The organism is Chromobacterium alkanivorans (assembly GCF_016937655.1).
GTDB classification, from domain to species: domain Bacteria; phylum Pseudomonadota; class Gammaproteobacteria; order Burkholderiales; family Chromobacteriaceae; genus Chromobacterium; species Chromobacterium alkanivorans.
The window spans coordinates 227095-249223 of record NZ_JAFHKL010000004.1 but is presented as its reverse complement, the minus strand read 5'-3'; the positions used below and the strand labels follow the sequence as shown (position 1 = coordinate 249223).

Here is a 22129-nt window from a genome sequence, read left to right as displayed (position 1 = left end):
GCTACACTTTCAAGCATTTTTGCGGACACCTTACCTAAACAGCCCGCTGGTCTCTGGAATTCGATTACATGATTTCTTCTTTGCTTAAAAAAGTATTCGGCAGCCGCAATGACCGGCTTCTGAAGCAATTCCACCAGACGGTGGTGCGCATCAACGCTCTGGAAGAGGGCTTGAAAGCGTTGTCCGACGAGGCTTTGGCGGCCAAAACCGATGAGTTCAAGCAACGCCTGGCCCAGGGCGAGACGGTGGACGGCCTGTTGCCGGAAGCCTTCGCGGTGTGCCGCGAGGCCTCGCGCCGCGTGCTGGGCATGCGCCACTTCGACGTGCAGCTGATCGGCGGCATGGTGCTGCACTACGGCAAGATCGCCGAGATGCGCACCGGCGAGGGCAAGACCCTGGTGGCCACGCTGCCGTCCTACCTGAACGCGCTGACCGGCGACGGCGTGCATGTCGTCACCGTCAACGACTACCTGGCCAGCCGCGACGCCGGCATCATGGCCAAGCTGTACAACTTCCTCGGCCTCTCCGTCGGCGTCAACCTGTCCCAGATGCCGCACGACGAGAAGCAGCAAGCCTACGCCTGCGACATCACCTACGGCACCAACAACGAATTCGGCTTCGACTATCTGCGCGACAATATGGTGTTCAGCGTGGAAGAGAAGGTGCAGCGCAAGCTGGCCTACGCGGTGATCGACGAGGTGGACTCCATCCTGATCGACGAAGCGCGCACCCCGCTGATCATCTCCGGCCCGGCCGACGACAATATCGACATGTACCAGCGCATGAACGCGGTGCCGCCGATGCTGAAGCGTCAGGAGACCGAAGAGGGCGAGGGCGATTACTGGGTGGACGAAAAGGCCAACTCGGTGATGATGTCCGAAGCCGGCCACGAGCACAGCGAAGAAATTCTGACCCGCCTGGGCCTGCTGAAGGAAGGCGACAGCCTGTATTCCGCCACCAACATTACCCTGATGCACCATCTGATGGCCGCCCTGCGCGCCCATTCGCTGTTCCACAAGGACCAGCACTACGTGGTGCAGGACGGCGAAGTGGTGATCGTGGACGAATTCACCGGCCGTCTGATGTCCGGCCGCCGCTGGTCCGAAGGCCTGCACCAGGCGGTGGAAGCCAAGGAAGGCGTGGAGATCAACCGCGAGAACCAGACCCTGGCCTCGATCACCTTCCAGAACTACTTCCGCCTGTACGGCAAGCTGGCCGGCATGACCGGCACCGCCGACACCGAAGCTTACGAATTCCAGAGCATTTACGGCCTGGAAACCGTGGTGATCCCGACCAACCGGCCGATGATACGCAAGGACGCGCAGGACAAGGTCTACCGCTCCGCCAAGGAGAAGTACGACGCCATCCTGGCCGACATCAAGGATTGCCACGAGCGCGGCCAGCCAGTGCTGGTGGGCACCACCAGCATTGAAAACTCCGAGCTGATCGCCAATCTGCTGCAAAAGGCCAAGCTGCCGCACAATGTGCTGAACGCCAAGGAACACGCGCGCGAAGCCGACATCGTGGTGCAGGCCGGCAGCCCCGGCGTGATCACTGTGGCCACCAATATGGCCGGCCGCGGCACCGACATCGTGCTGGGCGGCAATCCGGAGCCGGAGATCAAGGGCGTCGAATCCGACGACAGCCTGTCCGCCGAAGAGAAGCGCGCGCGCATCGCCAAGATCCGCGCCGACTGGCAAGTGGTGCACGACAAGGTGCTGGCCGCCGGCGGCCTGCACATCGTCGGCACCGAGCGCCATGAATCGCGCCGCATCGACAACCAGCTGCGCGGCCGTTCCGGCCGTCAGGGCGACCCGGGCTCCTCCCGCTTCTACCTGTGCCTGGAAGACCCGCTGCTGCGCATCTTCGCTTCCGACCGCGTCGCCGCGATCATGGACCGGCTGAAGATGCCGGAAGGCGAGGCGATCGAACACCCGTGGGTGTCCCGTTCCATCGAGAACGCCCAGCGCAAGGTGGAAGGCCGCAACTTCGACATCCGCAAGCAATTGCTGGAATACGACGACGTCGCCAACGACCAGCGCAAGGTGATCTACCAGCAGCGCAATGAAATTCTGGTGGAAACCGATGTGTCCGACGTGGTGGTCAATATGCGCGAAGGCGTGTTGTCCGACCTGGTGGACCAGCATCTGCCGCCGGAATCCATGGAAGAGCAGTGGGATCTGCCGGGCCTGGAGAAAACGCTGGAAGCCGAGTTCCTGCTGCCGATCAAGGTCAGCGAATGGCTGAAGGCCGAACCGGCGCTGGATATCGAGTCCATCCGCGAACGCATCATCGAACAGGCCGCCGAGACCTATCAGGCCAAGGTGGAACTGGCCGGCGACGGCGTGATGCGCCAGTTCGAACGCAGCCTGGTGCTGCAGATGCTGGACAACCACTGGCGCGAACACCTGGCGGCGATGGATCACCTGCGCCAGGGCATCCATCTGCGCGGTTACGCGCAGAAGAACCCGAAGCAGGAATACAAGCGCGAAGCCTTCGAGCTGTTCGCCGACATGCTGGAGCGCATCAAGCGCAGCGTGGTCAATGTGCTGATGACGGTGCAGATCCGCAGCCAGGAAGACGTGGACGCGGTGGAGCCGCATCAGGTGGGCGAGTACGAAATGCAGCACGCCGCGCCGGGTTCGGCGCTGGGCGAGGACGAGGACAATCCGCTGTCCCCGGACGCGCTGGCGGCGCAAGGCCTGCGCATCGGCCGCAACGACGCCTGCCCTTGCGGCAGCGGCAAGAAGTACAAGCAGTGCCACGGCCGTCTGGATTGATTCCACCGCCGCGGAAGAAAAAGCCGACGCTTGCGTCGGCTTTTTTCATGCCGGCGCGCTTTGCAAGCGGGCGGCGCGGTGTTAGCATCGTCGCGGGTCAACAGTTCACCCAGGCGTCGCCGGTGCCCTCACCACGCTAAACCTGTCTTGGCTAGATTCATCCCGCTTGGCTCGAACCCGTGCCAGGCCGTAACGGCGACCGCGGCAGTCCATCCCGACCTTGGCACGACGACAGGATTCGAACCATGTCTCGTACGCTTTATCCCTTTTACTGCAGCGACATCTCCGCGCTGGCGCGCTCGCTCAAACAGCAATGGGCGCAGGAAAGCGCTCCGCCCAGCCATCTGCATATCCTCAATATGCTGGCGCGCTCCGCCGGCTTCCACAATTTCCAGCACTGGCGCGCGGAGTGCGATCGCCCGGCGCCGCCGGCCGAGCTGTCCGCGGCGACGACGCGGCTGTTGCGCCATTACGACGCCGACGGGCGCTTGACGCGCTGGCCGAAGAAATTCAGCGAGCAGCGCGTCTGCCTGTGGGTCTTGTGGGCCGGCCTGCCGCGCGGGGAGAGGTGGTCGGAGCCGGAGGTCAACGCCTTGATCCGCGCCGGCGAAGCCTTTGGCGATCATGTGCTGCTGCGGCGCGAACTGGTGGAGCAGGGCTTGCTGGGGCGGACGCCGGATTGCCGGCAGTATTGGCATGTGGAGCAGGCGCTGCCGGCGGAGGCCGAGGCCCTGGCGGCGGAAGTGGGCCGGCGCAGAGCCGGCCGTTGAAGCGGCTTGGGCGTCGACTGCCGCCGCCGTCGCCTTACAACTGGGCTTTGATCGCCGCTTCCAGCTTTTTCTCGTCCAGGAGGCCGGTGAGCTTGGCGGCGATCTTGCCCTTGCGGTCCAGGATCAGGGTGTAGGGCAGGCCGCCGGTGGCGTTGCCCAGGCTGCGCATCAGGTTCAGGGTGTCGCTGTCGCCCAGCAGGATGGGATAGCCTATCTTCAGTTGGCCGACGAAGGCGCTGACTTCCTCCTTGTTGTCCAGCGCCACGCCCACCACTTCCACGCCCTTGGGCGCCAGCTTGGCGCGCAGGCGGTTCAGCATAGGCATTTCTTCGCGGCAGGGGCCGCACCAGGTGGCCCAGAAGTTCAGCACGGTGACCTTGCCCTTGTAGGCGGCGATGGTGGCGTTGCCGCCTTGCAGCTTGGTGAAATTGGTTTGCTCCAGCGTGGGCGCGGCCATGGCGGAGAGCGGCAGCAGCGCGATCAGCGCGGGGGCTAGCAGTCGTTTCAGCATCTTGTTGAGCTTCCGGTAGGTGTTTGAAGTGTATTGGATATCCGACAAGGTCAAAGTTCTCGACGTGAACCAAACAAATGTTTCATGTTAAAATGGTCGATTGACCTTTTTGCGGAGTGGGCATGTCTATCCTCGTCTGCGGGGCCCTCGCATACGATACCCTGTTCTCGTTTCATGGCCGTTTTGACAGCCAGATCCTGCCGGATCAGCTGCACAAAATTTCCACGACCTTCCTGGCCCCGACCATGCGCCGCGAATTCGGCGGCATGGCCGGCAATATCGCCTACAGCCTGTGTCTGTTGGGCGAAACCCCCATCGTCATGGGCGTGGTGGGTGAGGATTTCGAGCCGTATCGCCAACATCTGAAACGCGCCGGCGTGGACGACCGCTTCATTCGCTTGATCCGCAAGCAGTATACCTCGCAGTGCTTCGGCATCGCCGACAAGGATGGCAATCAGTTGATGGCCTTCCATCCCGGCGCCATGGATTTTGCCACTGAAAACCACATATCGGATATTCCGGATCCGATCGAGCTGGCGATTCTGTCGCCCGGCGGCTACAGCGCCTTCCTGCAACACTCCAAGGAGTTGGCCGCGGCCGGCATTCCCTTCATCTTCGACCCGGGCCAGGAGCTGCCGCTGCTGTCGCGCGACGAGATCCACGAGATCGTCGAGCTGGCCAGCTATGTGGCCATCAACGACTACGAGAGCGAGCTGATGCGCGAACGCGCCGGCTTGTCGGTGGAGGATTTGCGCAAGAAGGTGGAGGCGCTGATCGTCACCCGCGGCTCCAAGGGAGCGGAAATCTACGTCGGCGACACCGTGCACCTGATCCCGCGCGTGCAAATGCCGATCAAGCCGGTGGACCCGATGGGTTGCGGCGACGCCTTCCGCGCCGGCCTGCTCTACGGCATCAGCCGCGGCCTGGACTGGAAGATCACCGGCCGCCTGGCCAATGTGATCGGCGCGATCAAGGTCACCACGCCGGGCTGTCAGAATCACTTCTTCGACTGGGAGTCGCTGAAGGATCTGTATCAGCAGGCTTACGGCGAACCCTGGCCGTTGTGACGATGCGGCCCGCGGGCCAAACCGACGAGGACGCGCAAGCGTCCTTTGCTTTTTGACGGTCCCAACGCAACAAGTCTTGAATTCATCCCGCGCCACCCCCACCATTAGCGAATTCAATTCGAAAACCCAAGGGGATTCCATGCCGCCCGTTCCGCATCTGGCAACCGCACTGACCGGCCCGCTTTACGAACTGGAAAGCCGCATCCTGACCGCCCAGCCTCAGATCGAACACTGGTTCCGCAGTCAGTGGCATAACCACGCGGCGCCGTTCTACGGCTCGGTGGACCTGCGCAACAGCGGTTTCAAGCTGGCGCCGGTGGACATGAACCTGTTTCCCGGCGGCCACAACAACCTGAACCGCGACTTTCTGCCGCTGGCGGTGCACGCCGCGCAAAGCGCGGTGGAAAAAGTGTGTCCGGAAGCGCGCAGCGTGCTGCTGATACCGGAAAACCACACCCGCAACACTTTCTACCTGCAAAACATCGCCGCTCTGGTGCATATTTTCGAACAGGCCGGCCTCAAGGTGCGCCTGGGTTCGCTGAACCCGGAAATCACCGAGCCGACCGAACTGCAATCGGCCAACGGCGACACCGTGCGGCTGGAGCCGATCGAGCGCCGCGGCAATCGCCTGGTGCTGGCGGACGGCTTCAACCCCTGCGTGATCCTGCTCAACAACGACTTGTCCGGCGGCATCCCCGACCTGCTCAAGGGCCTGGAGCAGAACCTGCTGCCGCCGCTGCACGCCGGCTGGGCGGTGCGCCGCAAGAGCAATCACTTCGCCGCCTACGACAAGGTGTGCGAGGACTTCGCCCGCTTGATCTCCATCGACCCCTGGACCATCAACCCGTATTTCGCCAGCTGTAGCGGCCTGGACTTCCACGCCCGCACCGGCGAAGAGCAATTGGCGGACGAGGTGTCGAGGATGCTGGACAAGATCCGCGTCAAATACCGCGAATACGGCATAGACAACGATCCCTTCGTCATCGTCAAGGCCGACGCCGGCACCTACGGCATGGGCGTGATGAGCGTGAAGAGCCCGGACGAAGTGCTGGGCCTGAACCGCAAGGCGCGCAACAAGATGTCGGTGGTCAAGGAGGGCCTGGAGGTGTCCGAGGTCATCGTCCAGGAGGGCGTGTACACCTTCGAGACGGTGGAGGACGCGGTGGCCGAGCCGGTGGTCTACATGATGGACCGCTATGTGACCGGCGGCTTCTACCGCGTGCACACCGGCCGCGGCATCGACGAAAACCTGAACGCGCCCGGCATGCATTTCGTGCCGCTGTCGTTCGAAACCGCCTGCCTGCCGGACAAGCAGGGCACGCCGGACTGCGCGCCCAACCGTTTCTACTCCTACGGCGTGATTTCGCGGCTGGCGCTGCTGGCCGCCTCGCTGGAGCTGGAAGCCACCGATCCGGACGCCGACGAATGAAAGCCTGGCTGAGCCTGGCGCTGCTGGCGGCCACGGCCCCCGCGCTCGCCGACGAGGCCTTGACGCCGCAGGCGCTGGAGGAACTGGTGCAGTGCGCGTCCTTCGAGCGCTACCGGGCGCTGCAACCGGCCTTGCTGGACGTGGTGTTCGACAAGGGCCCGGACTGGATACGCAAGAACGAGCAGGCCAGCACCCTGGGCGTTTACGCCTACGATCTGAAGCGGCCGATCCGGGTGTTCGGCGCGGAGACGACGCGGCTGGCGCTGCACAAGGAGTTCGTGTCGGTGCCGCTACCGTCCGGCTGGACGATGGCCGAGGCCGCGTCGCGGTTGCGGCTCAAGCGGGCGCCGATCAAGGCGGCGGAGCAGCATTACCGCTTCGTCGGTAATGACGGCCCGATGTTGTCCGCCTACGAGATGCCGGCCAATCCTCTGGCGGCTTTGTTGGGCGCGCCGCAGCAGGACGCGCCGCTGCGTTACCTCGGCTGCTCCTATAATGGGGCCGACGAGCAAACTTTCCTTTCCGTCGCCGCCCAGGCCGACGAGATGATGCAAACGGCGCGCAGCGGCATGGAGCGCATGCTGCGCGACGCCGCCAAGCCAAGCGAGGACCGATAAACATGCGCATCCTGTTCATTGCCGATCCCCTGGATCACTTCAAGCTTTACAAGGACACCACCTTCGCGATGATGCAGGAGGCCGCCGCGCGCGGCCACGCCCTCAGCTTCGCCCAGGCCCATCAATTGTCGGTGGAGGGCGGGCGCGTGCTGGTGGACGCGCGCGATCTGAGCCTGACCGGCCAGTACGAAGGCGAGCATCCGGCCTGGTTCAAGCTGGGCGAGGTGCATCGCCAGCCTCTGCAGTCCTTCAGCGCGACCGTGATGCGCAAGGATCCGCCCTTCGACATGGAATACCTGTACGCCTCGCAGCTGTTCACGCTGGCGGAGGCGCAGGGCGCCAAGGTGTTCACCAGCGGCCAGGCGCTGCGCGATTTCAACGAGAAGCTGGCCATTCTGCAATTCCCGGAACTGACCGCGCCCACCCTGATCACCGGCGAGTCGCACCGGCTGCGCGCCTTCATCAACCAGCATCAGGACGTGATCCTGAAGCCGCTGGACAGCATGGGCGGCGACAGCATCTTCCGGCTGCGCCCGGACGACGCCAATCTGTCGGTGATCATTGAAACCATCACGCTGCGCGGCAAGCGCACGGTGATGGCGCAGCGCTATATCCCGGAGATCCGCGACGGCGACAAGCGCATCCTGGTGATAGACGGCGAGCCGGTGGACTGGTGCCTGGCGCGCATTCCGGCCGCGGGCGAGACCCGCGGCAATCTGGCCGCCGGCGGTCGCGGCGAGGCGCGGCCGCTGACCGAGCGCGATCGCGAAATCGCCAGGACGGTGGGGCCGGAGCTGAAGAAGCGCGGCATCCTGCTGGCGGGCCTGGACGTGATCGGCAACTATCTGACCGAGGTCAACGTCACCAGCCCCACCTGCTTCCGCGAAATCATGGACCAGACCGAGATCAAGGTCGCCGGTCTGTACATCGACGCGCTGGAGCGGCGCTGCCAGCCGCACTGAGGCCGCTGTTTCTTCCTTTCGCCACGGTCGGCCGCAAGCCGGCCGTTTTGTTTTTTATTGGCGTCATCTTGGGCTGGCATGCTGAGGCGCCGGCCGCCGCGCCAATTTTACGGACTCCCCCATGAAAGAAAGCCCGTTCAAAGGCAAAACCGGGATCACCCGCCTGATCAACGCCTTCGGCTATTCGCTGGACGGCCTCAAGGCGGCGTTCCGGCACGAGGACGCCTTCCGCCAGCTGGTGCTGCTGGCGGCGCTGCTGATCCCGCTGGCCTTCGTCATCCACGCCCAGCCGCTGGAGCGCGCCTTGCTGGTGGCCAGCTCGCTGGCGACGCTGATCATCGAATTGCTGAACTCCGCGATCGAGGCGGCGGTGGACCACACCTCGCTGGAGCGGCATCCGCTGGCCAAGCGCGCCAAGGACATGGGCAGCGCCGCCCAGTTGCTGGGCCTGATCAATCTGGCCGCGGTGTGGTGTCTGGTGTTGTTCGCCTGAAGCGGGTATGGTGACGGCTGCCTGAACCAAGAGGGAGCCGTCCGATGATGTCGCCAGTGGAATCCGGAGTCGAGGAGTGGGTGTTGAACATCGTGCTCTGGCTCAAGCTGGGCGTGGAGGCGCTGGGCGCGCTGGTGATAGGCGTAGGCATTCTGGCCCTGGGCGTCCGCTATGTTCGCCGCTGCCTCAGCGCCAACCATGACGATTACAACCAGGTGCGGCTCAGCTTCGCCCGCTTCCTGGCGCTGGCGCTGGAGTTGCAACTGGCGGCGGATATTCTGTCCACAGCGGTGGCGCCCAGTTGGGACCAGATCGGCAAGCTGGGTGCCATCGCGGTGCTGCGCACCGCGCTCAATTACTTTCTGGGCAGGGAAATTCGCGAAGCCGAGGCGGCGCGCCGGCTCAAGGAGCCGCCGACCGGCTGATCCGGTGTTTGGGGCAAGTCCCGTCCATCTTCCCCTTCAATGAAAACAGCCCTGCGCGGTCTTGCCGTGCAGGGCTGTCGTCGCAAGCGCGGCCGGCTTAAGCCGGTTCGGCTTCCTTGCCTTCCGGCGGCGCGATCACCTCGCTATAGCCGCATTCCTTCTGCGGGCAGACTTTCTCGGTGCCGCGGCGCTTGGTGGTCTTGATGGTCAGGATCGGCCAGTTGCACTTGGGGCAGGGCTCGGCCACCGGCGGATTCCAGGTGGCGTATTTGCACTTGGGGTAGGTGTTGCAGCTGTAGAACAGCTTGCCGTAGCGGCTCTTGCGTTCGATCAGCTGGCCGGCCTTGCACTCCGGGCATTCCACGCCGGTTTCGCGCGGCTTCTCCAGAGGCTCGATGTGCTTGCACTTAGGATAGTTGGCGCAGCCGATGAACTTGCCGTAGCGGCCCTTCTTGATGTGCAGTTCGCCGCCGCATTCCGGGCAGCTGCGGCCCTCGATCACCGTCGGGGCTTCCGCCTCTTCCGCCGCCTGTTCGGCGGTTTCGCCGATATTGCGGGTGTAATCGCAGTCCGGATAGCCGGTGCAGGCGATGAAGCGACCGCGCTTGCCGAACTTGATGGACAGCGGCTTGCTGCATTTTGGACAGGCTTCGTCCAGGCTCTCGGTGGTGACCTCGGCGCGGGAGATGCTTTCCTTCTCCGCGATCTGCTTGGAGAAGTTCTTCCAGAAGCTGTCCATCACCGGCACCCACTCGCGCTGGCCGTTGGCCACTTCATCCAGCTGATTTTCCAGCTTGGCGGTGAAGTTGTAGTCCACGTACTGCGCGAAGTGTTCGGTCAGGAATTTGTTGACGATGTCGCCGGTGTCGGTGGGCTGGAAGCGCTTCTTGTCCAGTACCACGTATTCGCGGTCCTTCAGCGTCGAGATGATGCTGGCGTAGGTGGACGGCCGGCCGATGCCGAACTCTTCCAAAGCCTTCACCAGCGAGGCTTCCGAGTAACGCGGCGGCGGCTGGGTGAAGTGCTGGGTGCCGTAGAGCTTGTCCACCGGCAGGGTCTCGCCCTCTTCCAGCAGCGGCAGCTTGGCGTTGTCCTCGTCCTCGGCGTCGTCGACGTCTTCCTCGTACACGGCGAGGAAGCCGGCGAAGGTCTGCACCTGGCCGGTGGCGCGGAACACGCCTTCGCCGACGGCGATGTCTATGCTGGTGGTGTCGAACTTGGCCGGCGCCATCTGGCAGGCCAGGGTCCGCTTCCAGACCATGTCGTAGAGCTTGAACTGGTCCGAGGTCAGGAAGGGCTTGACCATGTCCGGGGTGCGCAGGATGGACGTGGGGCGGATCGCCTCGTGCGCTTCCTGGGCGTTCTTGGACTTGTTCTTGTAGGCCACCGGGTTCTTGGGCAGGTAGTCGCCGTCGAATTTAAGGCCGATGTAGCCGCGGATTTCCTCCACCGCCTCGCCCGCCAGCGCCACCGAGTCGGTACGCATATAGGTGATCAGGCCGACGGTGCCCTGGCCGATGTCTATGCCCTCGTACAGCTGCTGCGCGGTGCGCATGGTGCGGTCGGTGGTCATGCCCAGCTTGCGCACGGCTTCCTGCTGCAGCGTGGAGGTGGTGAACGGCGCGGCCGGGCTGCGCGATTTCTTTTTCTTCTCGATGCTGCTGACCACCGCCGGGTGGCCTTCCAGCCGCGCCAGCACGCTGGCCTGCTCGGCCTCGTTGGGGATGTCGAACTGTTCCAGCTTCTTGCCGGCCATCGAGGTCAGCTTGGCGCCGAACTTGGTGCGGCCCTTGTGGCTGTCCAGATGCACCGACCAGTATTCCTGCTCGACGAAGGCGCGGATTTCGTTCTCGCGCTCGCAGATCAGCCGAAGCGCGGGGCTCTGCACTCGGCCGGCGGACAGGCCGCGGCGGATCTTCTTCCACAGCAGCGGCGACAGATTGAAGCCCACCAGGTAGTCCAGCGCGCGGCGGGTCTGCTGCGCGTCCACCAGGTTCTGCGCGATTTCGCGCGGGTTCTGGATCGCTTCCAGCACCGCGTTCTTGGTGATCTCGTGGAAGACCACGCGCTGGGCGGTCTTGTTTTTCAGCAGCTTCTTGCCGTTGAGGATCTGCACCAGATGCCAGGAAATGGCCTCGCCTTCGCGGTCCGGGTCAGTCGCCAGATAGATGTGTTCGGCGTCGCCCACCGCTTTGACGATGGCGTCGACGTGTTTGCTGTTGCGCGCGATCAGCTGGTATTTCATCGCGAACCCTTTTTCAGGGTCCACTGCGCCGTTCTTGGGCACCAGATCGCGCACATGGCCGTAGGAGGCCAGGACTTCAAAGTCAGGGCCTAGGTATTTCTTCAGCGTTTTCGCCTTGGAAGGCGATTCGACGATCAAGAGACTGGTGGGCATATTATCTTTTCTATGTGCAATCGCCGGCATGCCGGCCGATCCGTCCGGTCCGGGCGTTTCTGCCGCGCGGCAGAAGGTCGCCAGGCCCGTGCGTGGGCTGCTGCGTTCCCGTCGACAAGGAGGATGAAGGCTTCACCCTGAAAAATTTCGCGTCGACAGAAAATATATTCGTCAAATAAAACAAGAGCGCAAGAGCGCTCTTGGATCGGCCGCCGGCACCGGCGGCCAAGGGCGGCATGTTAAGCCCGCTCCATGAGGCTGACAAGTCATTGCATGGTGGGTTCGCCATGCACGGCATCCAACAGCGCCTCGCCCAGCAGAATGGGCAGTTCCGCCTGTTGCGCCCACAACACCATTAAGGCCACCAGCTTGGCGCTGCCGACGTTGATGTCGTCGCCGTGCAGCTCCATCAGGCGGTCGATGACCATTTCGCGCTGAGCGGGCGTCAAGGCGCCGTGGTCCTCCAGGAACTGCAGCAGGCCGCGCACGTCGGCGGGCAGGTGCTCCAGTTCGTCTTCGGCGTAAACGCGCATGCCGCTGGCTTCGTTGGCGCCGACGTAGCCGCTGTCGTCCAGACCGCTGATGCCGTCCAGCCAATCCAGCGCGTCGTTGATCTCCTCGTCCTCGAAACCGGCGGCCTCCAATTGGCGCATCAGCGCGCCGCGGTCGCCGAAAGCGTCCGGATCGCGGAATTGTTCAAACAGGAAGGCGAGTACGTCAAACATCAATCTATCTTCTTAAAGTGCGGGTTAACGCGGTTCAGCCCGGTTTCAGGCGCTGGAAAAGCCCGCCGGGATGGCTGGCCACCAGGCCGGCCAGCTCAAGTTCGAGCAGCATCGCGTAAAGCTCCCCCACAGTCAACCCGAGCGTGGTCGAAAGCGCATCCATACTGATGGGGTCGAATCCCATGGCTTCAAGCAGCGGCGATTCCGCAGCGGGGGCCGCCGGCTTGGCGAGGGGGCGCTTGCGCTGCAGCCTGCCCACTTCGTCCAGCACGTCGTCCACGGTTTCCACCAGTTTGGCGCCGTCCTTGATCAGCCGGTGACAGCCGCGGGACTGCGGATTGTGGATGGAGCCGGGGATGGCCATCACTTCGCGATTGTTCTCCATCGCCAGCCGCGCGGTGATCAGCGAGCCGGAGCCGGTGTTGGCCTCCGCCACCAGACAGCCGCGGCTGAGGCCGGCGATGATGCGGTTGCGGCGCGGAAAATGGCCGGCCAGCGGCCCCATGCCCAGCGCGAACTCGGACAGGATCAGGCCTTCCTCGGCGATGCGGTGCGCCAGCTGGCGGTTGCCGGCCGGGTAGACGCGGTCGATGCCGGTGCCGACCACGGCGATGGTGGAGGCGGTCTGGGGCAAGGCGCCGTGATGGGCGGCGGCGTCGATGCCGCTGGCCATGCCGCTGACGATGCAATAGCCGTGCTCGGCCAGTTCGCCGGCAAAGCTCTCGGCGTTCTGCCTGCCCTGCGGCGTGGCGGCGCGGCTGCCCACGATGGCGAGCATGGGTTCGGCCAGCAGTTCGCGCCGGCCGCGGGCGAACAGCAGTGGCGGCGGCGAGTTGGATTCGGCCAGTTGCGGCGGATAATCGTCGTCCAGCAAGGACAGCAGCTGGCAGCCCGGCGCCTGCGCCCATTCCAGCGCCGCCTCGGCGGAGGCGGCGGCCTCGCGCCGTCGCAGGGCTTCGGCCGCTTCTTTGCCGATCAAGGGCTCGGTCTGGCGGCTGTTGGCGTTCAAGGCGGCGTCGGCGCCGCCGAAGGCGTCGATCAGCCGCAAAAAGCCGGCCGGGCCGATGCCGGGGGTCAGAGCCAGCAACAGCCAGTCGTGCGGCGGAGCCTTCATTCCTGTTCGGGGCTGGCCACGCCGTCGCCCACGTAGATCGGCCCGCGGCTGTCCAGCACCAGCGCGTAGGAGACTTTGTCGAACACGCGGTAGACGAAGGCGTTGCCGGCGCGTTCCGCCGGCAGCGTCACCGTGCGCTTGCCCTGTTCGTCCTTGATTTCCAGCGGGCGTCCTTTTTTGAACAGGCCGAACACATGGCCGTTTTCGACGCCCTGCGACTGGCCCAGATTGAGTACAATAGTAGAGTATTGGGCCGCGCCGTCCACGCCGTTGTAGACCGAGACCACCTTGCCGCTCAGATGGGCGTCGGCCGGGTGCGGCGCGTAGTTGTTGAAGTTTTGCAGCGGCGCGCGCATCAGGTGGTCGCCCACCAGGATTTCCTCGCTGACGCTCCGGACTTTCAGAGTCTGGACTTCGCCCTGAGGCTTGTCCGCGGTCAGATCGCCGCTGTAAGTCGCCTCCACGCCCAGCACCTTCTTGGTGTCCGGGTCTAGCAGCGGCTTGCCCAGCCGGTAAGCCTGCCAGGTGCCGGCCTCGTTGACGCCGGTGGCGTAGACGCGGTCTCCGGTGGCGACGGTTAGATGCTCCTCCGGCCCGGCGATCAGCTTGGGCGACTGCAGGAACTGCGCCATGTCCACCACCAGCGGCCGTTTGAGGAAGGGCTCGATCGCCGAGGCGGGGATGCTGGCCACCGCCTGGTCCAGCGTCTCGGCGCGGGCCTGCGGCGACAGTTTGACTTCGCGCTGCGCGCCGCGCGCCAGCGACAGCCGCGGTTGGCCGTCCACGTAGTCCAGCGCCAGCACGTCGCCCGGATAGATCCAGTGCGGGTTCCTGATTTCGCCCTGGTTCATCCGCCACAGCCGCGGCCACTTCCAGGGGCTGTTCAGATAGCGTCCGGAGATGCTCCACAGCGTGTCGCCGCGCTTCACGGTGTAGCGGCTGGGCGCGTCAGCCTTCAACTGGAGGTCGGCGGCGAAGGCGGGCGCGGCGAGCCCGAGGGCCAAGGCGAAGGATATAATGCTTTTACGCATGGGAAATGCCCCAATATGAAGGTGGACGGACACCTGCGGGGTGGCCCGCATACAAGGAATCGCGTTTCGAACATGTCTATTATCGGCGTGCCGATCGCGATACGACAACTTGATGAGTGAATGAAACGATGGGGAGTCATTAAATCCGATGGCATTGTTGAATATTTTGCATTACCCGGATGAACGGCTGCACACCGTGGCCAAACCGGTGGAGGTCTTCGACGAGGCCTTGCAGACTCAGATCGACAATATGTTCGAGACCATGTACGAAGCCAAAGGCATCGGCCTGGCCGCGACCCAGGTCGATTTCCACCACCGCCTGGTGGTGATGGACATTTCCGAAGAGCGGAACGAGCGCCGCGTGTTCATCAACCCGGAAATTCTGAGCAAGGACGGCGAGACGGTGTACGAAGAGGGCTGTCTGTCCGTGCCCGGCATCTACGACAAGGTGACCCGCGCCGAACGCGTTAAGGTGCGCGCGCTGGACCGCAACGGCAAGCCGTTCGAGCTGGAGGCCGACGGCCTGCTGGCGATCTGCATCCAGCACGAGATCGACCATCTGGACGGCAAGGTGTTTGTCGAATACCTGTCGCAGATGAAGCAGACCCGCATCAAGACCAAGCTGAAAAAGCGTGAAAAACAGAATATGTGACGACGGCGCCGTGGGCGCCCCGTCCGGAATGGTTTGAATGAAATTGATCTTTGCCGGTACGCCGGAGTTTGCCGCCGCCGCGCTGCGCGAGTTGATCGCCGCCGGCCATGAAATCGCCCTGGTGCTGACCCAGCCGGACCGTCCGGCCGGCCGCGGCATGAAATTGAAGCCCAGTCCGGTCAAGGAAGTGGCGCTGGAGCACGGCTTGCGCGTGGAGCAGCCGGCGTCCTTGCGCAACGAGGAAGCTCAGCAAATGCTGCGCGACATCGGCGCCGAGCTGATGGTGGTGGCCGCTTACGGGCTGATCCTGCCGCAGGCGGTGCTGGACATTCCCGCGCGCGGCTGTCTGAACATCCACGCCTCGCTGCTGCCGCGCTGGCGCGGCGCGGCGCCGATACAGCGCGCCATCCTGGCCGGAGACGCCGAAACCGGCATCACCATCATGCAGATGGACGTGGGCCTGGACACCGGCGACATGCTGTCTATCCATCCGGTGGCCATCGCCGCCGACGAGACCGGCGCCACGCTGCACGACAAGCTGGCAGTGGAGGGCGCGCGCGCCATCGTCGCCACGCTGGCCGGACTGGAGACGATTCAGCCGGTCAAGCAGCCGGAGGCGGGCGTCACTTACGCGCAGAAGCTGAGCAAGGCCGAGGCGCTGGTGGACTGGAGCCTGCCGGCGGAAGAGGTGGCGCGGGCCATCCGCGCCTACAACCCGGCGCCCGGCGCGCATACGCTGCTGGCCGGCGAAGCGCTGAAACTGTGGATGGCCGGCGCGGAAGCCGGGCAGGCCGAGCCGGGGCTGGTCGTCGCCGCGGACGCGGACGGCGTGCTGGTGGGCTGCGGCGCCGGCCTGGTGCGGCTGACGGTGTTGCAGGCGGCCGGCGGCAAGCGGCTGGCCGCGCGCGACTTCGTCGCCGGCAGAGGCCAACTGGTTGGCGCGCGGCTGGGCGAGTGATCGGATTGACTGAGGCGAGAGGGAAGGGTAGCGGGCAATGACGGACAACTGGTTCAAGACCACCTTGCTGATGGCGGCGATTCTGGCGCTGTTCGCCGTGATCGGCGGCATGATAGGCGGCAAGAGCGGCATGATTCTGGCCCTGTTGTTCGGCGGGGCGATGAATGTTTACGCTTGGTGGAATTCCGACCAGATGGTGCTGCGCATGTACAACGCGCAGGAAGTGGACGCCCAGAGCGCGCCGGAGTTCTACGGCATGGTGGCGGAACTGGCGCAGCGCGCCGGCCTGCCTATGCCGCGCGTTTACGTGATCCACGAGGAGCAGCCCAACGCCTTCGCCACCGGCCGCAGTCCCGAACACGCGGCGGTGGCCGCCACCAGCGGCATCATGCGCCTGCTGGACTACCGCGAGCTGCGCGGGGTGATGGCGCATGAACTGGCCCATGTCCAGCATCGCGACACCTTGATCTCCACCCTTTCCGCCACCATGGCCGGCGCGATTTCCGCGCTGGCCAACTTCGCCATGTTCTTTGGCGGCCGGGACGAGAACGGCCAGCCGGTGGGCTTGCTGCCGCGCCTGGCCATCGCCCTGTTGGCGCCGCTGGCGGCCAGCCTGATACAGATGGCGATTTCGCGCGCGCGCGAATTCGAGGCCGACCGCGGCGGCGCCGAGATTTCCGGCGATCCGCTGGCCTTGGCTTCCGCGCTGCAGAAGATCGAGTACTATGCGCAGGGCATCGTGATGCCCACCGCCGAGGCGCATCCGGAAACCGCGCAGATGATGATCATCAACCCGCTGTCCGGCGGCGGCGGGATGGGGGATCTGTTCCGCACTCACCCGCAGACCGCGGACCGCATCGAACGGCTGCAGGCGATGGCGCGCGGCGTATATTAATTGAAGGGCGTCGGGCGGCCGCCGCGCCGCCTGGATCGCGCAAGGCCAATGCCGGACGGCATTGGCCTGTTTGTTATGGTTTGATAGAAAGCACCCATGCATCATATTCAGCAATTGGCCGCCAACATTCTGTTGCGCGTCGAATCCGGAACCAATCTGACCGAGGCGCTGGCCGAGGCTCAACGCAAGGCGCCGGAGTTGACGCCGTCCGAGCGCGGCGCTTTGCAGGATCTGGCCTACGGCAGCCTGCGCCATCTGGCGCGGCTGCGTTTTTACTTGCGCCAATTGGTGGCCAAGCCCTTGCCCGAGCCGGTGCTGGAGCGGGTGCTGATCGTGGCTTTCTATCAATTGCAGCACACCCGCGCCGCCGAGTACGCGGTGGTGAACGAGGCGGTGACCCTGGCCAGCCGGCTGGCCAAGGGCAATTTCAAGGGCCTGGTCAACGGAGTGCTGCGCAACTTCCTGCGTCAGCGCGCGGCGCTGGAACGGGCGGCGGAAAAGGACATTGAGGCCAGCTTCAACCACCCGCTGTGGTGGATCAAGGGCTTGCAGCGCGCTTACCCCGACGCCTGGCAAGCCGTGCTGGACGCCGACAACGGCCATCCGCCGATGACTTTGCGCGTCAACCGCCGCCATGGCGACGCCGCGGCCTATCTGGAGCGGCTGCGCGCCGCCGGCCTGGACGGCGAGGTGCTGGACGGCGGTTCCATCCGACTGGCGCGGCCGGTCAATGTGCGAGACTTGCCGGGCTTCGCCGACGGCGAAGTCTCGGTGCAGGACTGGGGCGCGCAGCAGGCCGCGCATTGGCTGGACCTGCGCGCCGGCCAGCGGGTGCTGGACGCCTGCGCCGCGCCCGGCGGCAAGACCGGCCATATCCTGGAGAGCGCCGACGTGGAGGTGACCGCGCTGGACATCGACGAGCAGCGGCTGCAGCGCGTGGCCGACAATCTGGAGCGCATCGGCGCGACCGCGCGGCTGCATGCGGCCGACGCCGGCCAGCCGGACGGCTGGTGGGACGGCCGGCCCTTCGACCGCATCCTCGCCGACGTGCCCTGTTCCGCCAGCGGCGTGGTGCGCCGCCACCCGGACATCAAGTGGCTGCGCCGCCCCGGCGATTTCGCTGCGCTGGGCGTGCAGCAGGCCGCAATGGCCGACGCGCTGTGGCCTTTGCTCGCCTCCGGCGGCAAAATGCTTTACGCTACGTGCTCCATTTTCCCCGAAGAGAATCAGCAACAGCTCGACTCCTTTCTGAAACGCCATGCGGATGCCGCGTGCCTGAGACAGGAGCAGTTGCTTCCTTGTGAGCGTCATGACGGCTTTTATTACGCGTTGCTTGAAAAACGTTAGCCTGCTGCTGTGTTTGCTGGCCGGCCTCGCCATGGCGGCGCAGGCCGAAACCATCAGCTCGCGTCGGGCTGAGGCCGAGGTGACGGCCGACGGCCAGCTGTCCGTCAGCACCCGGTTTCAGACGCGCTTGACGCCCAGTCTCAGCGACGCGCTGGAACAGGGCGTGGTGCTGCCGTTCCGGCTGGAGTTCCAGCTGACCAAGCCGCGTTTGACCGCTTACTATCTGAATTTCAGCGAGTGGTTCGATCCGCACGCCCAGCTAGGCTTCAAGCTGTCCTACCAGTCGCTGACCAACCGTTACCGCGTCACCATCGGCGGTCTTTCCAATTACTATCCCACCCTGCGCGAAGCGCTGGGCGCGGTGGGCGCCATCCAGGGCTGGCGCGTGCTCAATGCCGGAACCCTGGATCCGCGCGCCTCGGGGCGCGTGGCCGGCCAGGTGCGGCTGTTGCTGGACATCGGCGAACTGCCCAAACCCTTCCAGCTGAACGCGCTGGGCTCGGCGGACTGGTCGCTGTCGTCCGACTGGGTCAAGCTGGACGTAAAGGACGGCGGCTGATGCGCTACGCGGTGATTGCGCTGGCGACGCTGGGCGCCATCCTGCTTTATCTGCTGGCCCTGGCCACCGGCAACGCGTCCAAACTTAACGAATATTACTGGTGGGTGTTCGGCCTGAACGGCCTCTTGCTCGCCACGCTGCTGGGCGTGGTGGCGCGCCAGCTGCTGCGCTTGCGGCAGCGGGTGCGGCAACGGGTGTTCGGCGCCAAGCTGACCCAGAAGCTGGTGATGATGTTCGCGGTGGTGGCCCTGGTGCCCGGCATCCTGGTGTTCACCGTGTCCGCCCAGTTCCTGACCCGCAGCATTGAAAGCTGGTTCGACGTCCGCGTCGAGTCCGCGCTGGACCGCAGCCTGGGCCTGGCGCGCAACTCGCTGCAGTACGTGCAGGAGGACCTGGGCCGTCGCGCGCGTTCGGTGCAGGACGATATCGAATCCTTGCCGGAAGGCTTGCTGCCGGCGCGGCTGGAGCGTCTGCGCGAACAATTGGGATTGCGCGAGCTTGCTGTCTATAGTCGCAGCGGCCAGCTGCTGGCCTTCGCCGGCGGGCTCAGCGAGCGAGTGCCTCCTCCGCTGTCGCGCGAGAGCATAGGCAAGCTCAAGCCGCGTCAGACGCTGGACAGTTTCGAGAACGACGGCGGCAGCGGCCTGGTGCTGAAGTCGCTGTTGATTTACCGCAATCTGGACAGCCAGCAGCGCGTGCTGCAGGCCCTGCAGTCCGCGCCCGGGCGCATCGCCCAGGACGCGGAGCAGATCGAGACCGCGCGCGCCGAATACCGCCAGCTGCTGCTAGGCCGCGAGGGCCTGACCACCTTCTACATGCTGACGCTGGCGCTGTCCGCGTTGTTGGCGCTGACCGCGGCGCTGGCCTTCGCCTTGTTCCTGTCCGAGCGGCTGTCGGCGCCCTTGTCGGAACTGGCCGCCGGCACCCGGGCGGTGGCGCAGGGCGACTTCTCCAAGCGCCATCCGGTGTACCGTCGCGACGAACTGGGCATGCTGACCACCTTGTTCAACCGGATGACGCAGCAGCTGGAGGACGCGCGCCACGCCGCGGACCTCAGCCGCAGCGAGCTGGAAAGCAGCAAGCTCTACCTGGAAAGCATCCTGGCCAACCTGAGCGCCGGGGTGATCGCCTTCGGCGCCGACTGGCAGCTGCGTGCCGCCAATACCAGCGCCTCGCGCATTCTGGGCGTGGATTTTGCCGAGGTGTCGGATCAGGATTTCCCGCACTGGGCCACGTCGATTCCGGCGGTGGCGCCGCTGGTGGAATGCGTGCTGGAGTACGCGTCCAAGAACAGCGACAGCGACTGGAAAACCCAGCTTAACTATTTGACGGTGCAGGGCGAGCGCACCTTGCTGGTGCGCGGCGCCCATCTGCCGGAAGCGTCGGCGGTAGGCTATGTGGTGGTGTTCGACGACATCACCGAACTGGCGCGCGCCCAGCGCGACGCGGCCTGGGGCGAGGTGGCCAAACGGCTGGCGCACGAGATCCGCAATCCGCTGACGCCGATACAGCTGTCGGCCGAGCGCCTGGCGATGAAGCTGCAGGACAAGCTGGCCGGCGCTGACGCCGACATGCTGCGCCGCTCCACCGACACCATCATCAAGCAGGTGGGCGCGCTCAAGGCCATGGTGGACGCGTTCCGCGATTATGCGCGCGCGCCGCGCACCAAGTTGACCGAATTGGACCTGAATCAAGTGGTGCGGGAGGTGATGGCTCTTTACGAATCCAACTCTGCTGTTAAGATGGCGCTTGATGAAAGGCCGTTGATGATCATGGCGGATGCGGCATTGTTGCGGCAGGTTTTACATAACCTGATTCAGAACGCGCAAGATGCGGTCCTTGACGTTGACATCCCGATGATTCAAATTAGCAGCCGAAAAGAAGAAGGCTATGCGCTCGTTTGCGTGGAGGATAATGGTCCGGGCTTCGCTCCGGAGATCCTGCAACGCGTGTTCGAACCCTATGTGACCAGCAAGACCAAAGGCACCGGTCTTGGCCTGGCGGTGGTCAAGAAGATTCTTGAAGACCACCACGGGCAGATCAAAGTGGGCAATCTCGAACCCAACGGCGCGCGCATCCTTCTCTCCCTGCCATTGCTGGAGGCCTAATGCGTAGCAGCGATATTTTGATTGTTGACGACGAAATCGGTATTCGTGAATTGCTCTCCGAGATACTGCAGGACGAGGGGTATACCGTTGCGTTAGCGGAAAACGCCGAGGTGGCCAGGCAACTGCGCAACCAGACACGTCCGGCACTGGTGTTGCTGGACATCTGGATGCCGGATTGCGACGGCGTGACGCTGCTCAAGGAGTGGGCCAAGTCCGGCCAGCTGAACATGCCGGTGGTGATGATGTCCGGTCACGCCAGCATAGACACCGCGGTGGAGGCGACTCGCATCGGCGCTTTCGACTTCCTCGAGAAGCCGATCGCGCTGCAAAAGCTGCTGACCACGGTGCAGCGGGCGCTGAAATACGGCGACATGCAGGCCAACACCTCGCTGAACCTGGACAAGCTGGGCCGCAGCGAGCCTATCCAGGAGCTGAAGCGGCAGCTGGAGCGCGTGGCCAAGGTCAAGTCGCCGGTGTTGCTGACCGGCGAACCCGGTTCCGGTTTCGAACTGGTGGCGCGCTTCTTCCACCAGGGCAATACCCCATGGGTGACCCCGGCCAAACAGGAGCAACTGGCGGACGCGCCGCTGGAGCTGCTGCAGAAGGCCAACAACGGCGTCTTGTTCCTGCCGGAGATCGGCCAGTACGGCCGTCGCGTGCAACAAGGGCTGCTGTTCCTGCTGTCCAAGCTGGACCGTTTCAATGTGCGGCTGCTGTGTTCCTGCAGCCGCCCGCTGCAGGAATTGCTGGTGGATCCCGAATGCGACAATCGCCTGCTGACGGCCTTGTCCAGCGTGATCGTGCCGATTCCGCCGCTGCGCGAGCATTCCGAGGACATCATCTTCATCGCCGAGCAGATCCTGACCGAGCTGGTGGAGTCCAAGCAGGTGCCGGCGCGCAAGCTGACCACCGCGGCGCTCAACGCGCTGCGTCAGTACGACTGGCCGGGCAATCTGGAGCAGTTGCGCAGCATCATCAAGAGCCTGGCCCTGACGTCGGAGTCGGACGAAGTGGACGCAGGCGAAGTCAACAAGGTGCTGGCGCAGTTCCGCCACGAGAAGCCGGTGGAGGAGTCGGGTTTCGACTTCAACATGCCGCTGCGCGAGTTGCGCGAGCAGCTGGAGCGCCGCTACTTCGAGTACCATATCTCGCTGGAGAACGGCAATATGAGCCGGGTGGCGCAGAAAGTGGGCCTGGAGCGCACCCATCTGTACCGCAAGCTCAAGCAGTTGGGCATCAAGTTCGCCCGCAAGACGGTGGAAGAATAAGTTCGCTTCGCCGTTCGACG

The 22129-nt window shown here is 64.5% G+C and carries 20 protein-coding genes; 15 read left to right on the top strand and 5 right to left on the bottom strand.

Annotation, left to right across the window (positions count from 1 at the left end):
- Positions 1-68: 68 nt before the first annotated feature.
- Both secA and JW897_RS09250 read left to right on the top strand, forming a co-directional pair.
- The gene (gene secA / locus JW897_RS09255; protein ID WP_048413530.1) at positions 69-2780 is read left to right on the top strand and encodes a preprotein translocase subunit SecA; all 2712 of its coding nucleotides are present in this window, start codon (positions 69-71) and stop codon (positions 2778-2780) included.
- Positions 2781-3025: 245 nt separating this feature from the next.
- The gene (locus JW897_RS09250; RefSeq protein ID WP_048413529.1) at positions 3026-3550 is read left to right on the top strand and encodes a DUF2087 domain-containing protein; all 525 of its coding nucleotides are present in this window, start codon (positions 3026-3028) and stop codon (positions 3548-3550) included.
- A 34-nt stretch (positions 3551-3584) separates the two neighbouring features.
- Here JW897_RS09250 and JW897_RS09245 read toward each other — a convergent pair whose 3' ends face one another.
- Positions 3585-4061 (bottom strand): TlpA family protein disulfide reductase, encoded by a 477-nt coding sequence (locus tag JW897_RS09245; RefSeq protein WP_048413676.1) that lies wholly within the window; start codon positions 4059-4061, stop codon positions 3585-3587.
- A 122-nt stretch (positions 4062-4183) separates the two neighbouring features.
- Between JW897_RS09245 and JW897_RS09240 the strand changes: the two genes are divergently transcribed.
- From JW897_RS09240 to JW897_RS09215, 6 genes are all read left to right on the top strand, one after another.
- Positions 4184-5128: a carbohydrate kinase family protein gene (locus JW897_RS09240; protein WP_048413528.1), complete on the top strand. Its 945-nt coding sequence runs from the start codon at positions 4184-4186 to the stop codon at positions 5126-5128.
- A gap of 139 nt (positions 5129-5267) precedes the next feature.
- A complete protein-coding gene (gene gshA / locus JW897_RS09235; RefSeq protein WP_205465877.1) occupies positions 5268-6557 on the top strand; it encodes a glutamate--cysteine ligase in 1290 nt (429 codons plus the stop codon).
- The gene (locus tag JW897_RS09230) at positions 6554-7174 is read left to right on the top strand and encodes a hypothetical protein (RefSeq protein ID WP_205465876.1); all 621 of its coding nucleotides are present in this window, start codon (positions 6554-6556) and stop codon (positions 7172-7174) included. Before gshA ends, JW897_RS09230 begins: the two co-directional genes overlap by 4 nt.
- A 2-nt stretch (positions 7175-7176) precedes the next feature.
- Positions 7177-8136: a glutathione synthase gene (gshB, locus tag JW897_RS09225; protein ID WP_205465875.1), complete on the top strand. Its 960-nt coding sequence runs from the start codon at positions 7177-7179 to the stop codon at positions 8134-8136.
- 121 nt (positions 8137-8257) lie between these two features.
- Positions 8258-8629: a diacylglycerol kinase gene (locus JW897_RS09220; protein ID WP_048413524.1), complete on the top strand. Its 372-nt coding sequence runs from the start codon at positions 8258-8260 to the stop codon at positions 8627-8629.
- A 44-nt stretch (positions 8630-8673) separates the two neighbouring features.
- Positions 8674-9054 carry a DUF1622 domain-containing protein gene (locus tag JW897_RS09215; protein WP_048413523.1) on the top strand — a complete coding sequence of 127 codons (381 nt, stop codon included), beginning with the start codon at positions 8674-8676 and terminating at the stop codon, positions 9052-9054.
- Between the two features lie 97 nt (positions 9055-9151).
- Here the strand turns inward: JW897_RS09215 and topA are convergent, their stop codons facing one another.
- From topA to JW897_RS09195, 4 genes are all read right to left on the bottom strand, one after another.
- The gene (gene topA / locus JW897_RS09210; protein WP_048413522.1) at positions 9152-11452 is read right to left on the bottom strand and encodes a type I DNA topoisomerase; all 2301 of its coding nucleotides are present in this window, start codon (positions 11450-11452) and stop codon (positions 9152-9154) included.
- A gap of 266 nt (positions 11453-11718) precedes the next feature.
- Positions 11719-12177 (bottom strand): Smg family protein, encoded by a 459-nt coding sequence (locus tag JW897_RS09205; RefSeq protein ID WP_048413521.1) that lies wholly within the window; start codon positions 12175-12177, stop codon positions 11719-11721.
- Between the two features lie 34 nt (positions 12178-12211).
- Entirely contained in the window at positions 12212-13291 is a 1080-nt protein-coding gene (gene dprA / locus JW897_RS09200; protein ID WP_205465874.1) for a DNA-processing protein DprA, read from the bottom strand.
- The gene (locus JW897_RS09195; RefSeq protein ID WP_205465873.1) at positions 13288-14322 is read right to left on the bottom strand and encodes a LysM peptidoglycan-binding domain-containing protein; all 1035 of its coding nucleotides are present in this window, start codon (positions 14320-14322) and stop codon (positions 13288-13290) included. The genes dprA and JW897_RS09195 overlap by 4 nt, the downstream gene beginning before the upstream one ends.
- A 148-nt stretch (positions 14323-14470) precedes the next feature.
- Between JW897_RS09195 and def the strand changes: the two genes are divergently transcribed.
- The 7 genes from def to JW897_RS09160 all read left to right on the top strand — a co-directional run bounded on the left by def (position 14471) and on the right by JW897_RS09160 (position 22109).
- The gene (gene def, locus JW897_RS09190) at positions 14471-14974 is read left to right on the top strand and encodes a peptide deformylase (protein ID WP_048413518.1); all 504 of its coding nucleotides are present in this window, start codon (positions 14471-14473) and stop codon (positions 14972-14974) included.
- 37 nt (positions 14975-15011) lie between these two features.
- On the top strand, positions 15012-15932 hold the full coding sequence (gene fmt, locus JW897_RS09185) for a methionyl-tRNA formyltransferase (protein ID WP_048413517.1): 921 nt from the start codon (positions 15012-15014) through the stop codon (positions 15930-15932).
- Between the two features lie 37 nt (positions 15933-15969).
- Complete coding sequence (gene htpX, locus JW897_RS09180) at positions 15970-16827, top strand: zinc metalloprotease HtpX (protein ID WP_048413516.1); 858 nt, start codon at positions 15970-15972, stop codon at positions 16825-16827.
- Positions 16828-16923: 96 nt separating this feature from the next.
- Positions 16924-18174, top strand: a complete 1251-nt coding sequence (gene rsmB, locus JW897_RS09175; protein ID WP_205465872.1) for a 16S rRNA (cytosine(967)-C(5))-methyltransferase RsmB — start codon at positions 16924-16926, stop codon at positions 18172-18174.
- On the top strand, positions 18161-18733 hold the full coding sequence (locus JW897_RS09170; RefSeq protein WP_240352137.1) for a DUF4390 domain-containing protein: 573 nt from the start codon (positions 18161-18163) through the stop codon (positions 18731-18733). Before rsmB ends, JW897_RS09170 begins: the two co-directional genes overlap by 14 nt.
- Entirely contained in the window at positions 18733-20841 is a 2109-nt protein-coding gene (locus tag JW897_RS09165; RefSeq protein ID WP_205465870.1) for a sensor histidine kinase, read from the top strand. The genes JW897_RS09170 and JW897_RS09165 overlap by 1 nt, the downstream gene beginning before the upstream one ends.
- On the top strand, positions 20841-22109 hold the full coding sequence (locus JW897_RS09160) for a sigma-54-dependent transcriptional regulator (protein ID WP_019100015.1): 1269 nt from the start codon (positions 20841-20843) through the stop codon (positions 22107-22109). Before JW897_RS09165 ends, JW897_RS09160 begins: the two co-directional genes overlap by 1 nt.
- The last annotated feature ends 20 nt before the right edge of the window (positions 22110-22129 follow it).